2 protein-coding genes are annotated in these 1,306 nt (G+C 34.5%); one reads left to right on the forward strand and one right to left on the reverse strand.

From position 1 onward, the window contains the following. Window positions 1–637, forward strand: a 637-nt coding sequence (locus NPE20_RS26790) for a TaqI-like C-terminal specificity domain-containing protein (RefSeq protein ID WP_256541792.1), incomplete at its 5' end; no start/stop codon positions are given. Here NPE20_RS26790 and NPE20_RS26795 read toward each other — a convergent pair. Beyond that, the coding region (locus tag NPE20_RS26795) for a TaqI-like C-terminal specificity domain-containing protein (protein WP_256541793.1) at window positions 577–1,306 on the reverse strand (730 nt) is incomplete at its 5' end. The genes NPE20_RS26790 and NPE20_RS26795 overlap by 61 nt on opposite strands.

Below are 1,306 nucleotides of genomic sequence, written 5' to 3' on the forward strand. Positions count from 1 at the left end.
CGAAATTATACGTCCGATTTTACGTGGCAGAGACATAAAGAAGTATAATGCTAAGTTTGCAAATCAGTGGATCATTAATTCACATAATGGTATAAAAGAAAGAGAGGTAGCGCCCATCAATGTACAGGATGATTTTCCCATTATCTACAAACATCTTGAAAATTTTAAAAATGAATTGGTGAAACGTTTAGATCAGGGAAAGCACTGGTCAAATCTTCGAAATTGCGCTTACCTTGATGACCTTGAGAAAGAAAAACTAATTTGGATTGAATTGACAGATCATCCAAATTTCGCACTTGACACTAATGGTTATTATCTAAACAATACTATATTTTTTATGACTGGAAGCCATCTTAAATATCTTTTGGCTTTTTTAAATTCCCGTTTATGTGAGTGGTATTTTGATAAAATAGCTGCAACTTCCGGGGCTGGAACGAGGCGCTGGATTAAAATGTACATTGATCAGATTTGTGTACCCAAACCAACGACAGCAAGTGAATCAAAAATCTGTGATATGGTTGATCGGCTAAATGATCATTTCAGCTTGGAATTGCATGTTCAACTAGACTATCAAATTTATGATATGTTTGAACTTTCATCCAGTGAAATTGATTTAATTGCTAATGCGTCCTTATAAATGAATTGTTTTTCCTCTAACGTTATATTATATAATAAACAAACCATATCATCAATTTCATCTTCTATTTCAGATTTATTAACAACATTTCTATCTAACAATTGCTCGACTTTGAAGCTGAAGTTATCCTGAATATGTTTTGGAGCTTTTGGAATTGGAAGTTGCTCTACAAACATAGGTTTATACTCAAAGTAACCACCATTTCTTGTAACGCCTAATCGTTTAATGTAAAAATCTGCAAGTTTAGAATTAAGTATGGCTAGTAAAAACAAATTATCGGTAGGAATAAACGCAGATGGTGCATTTATATATACACCCTCGTCAACTATTGCATAAGATCCTCTTAATGATAAATTACCCCATACAATTTTCTTTTTCATAAAATCTTTCCAATAATTGGCCCCGAACCTCTGAAGCGCATACCATTCATATCTGATTCCAGTTTCGGCTTTATTCCTATTTTCGAGCGCCTCTTTATGTTTAAGCAAATAATTGTACACCGATGGGTAGCCGCTCTTAAATGTGGATTCCGCCAAAGTGGATACGCCTTTTATATCCCCATTCTCATGCAGGGGGAAGTGCCAAGGAATATACAAAACCCATTGATCTGGTACCTCAGCGTAATATTTATGAATGTTTTTGCCACGTAATATCGGACGTATAATTTCG

The organism is Mucilaginibacter aquariorum (genome assembly GCF_024498135.1).
Lineage (GTDB): Bacteria > Bacteroidota > Bacteroidia > Sphingobacteriales > Sphingobacteriaceae > Mucilaginibacter > Mucilaginibacter aquariorum.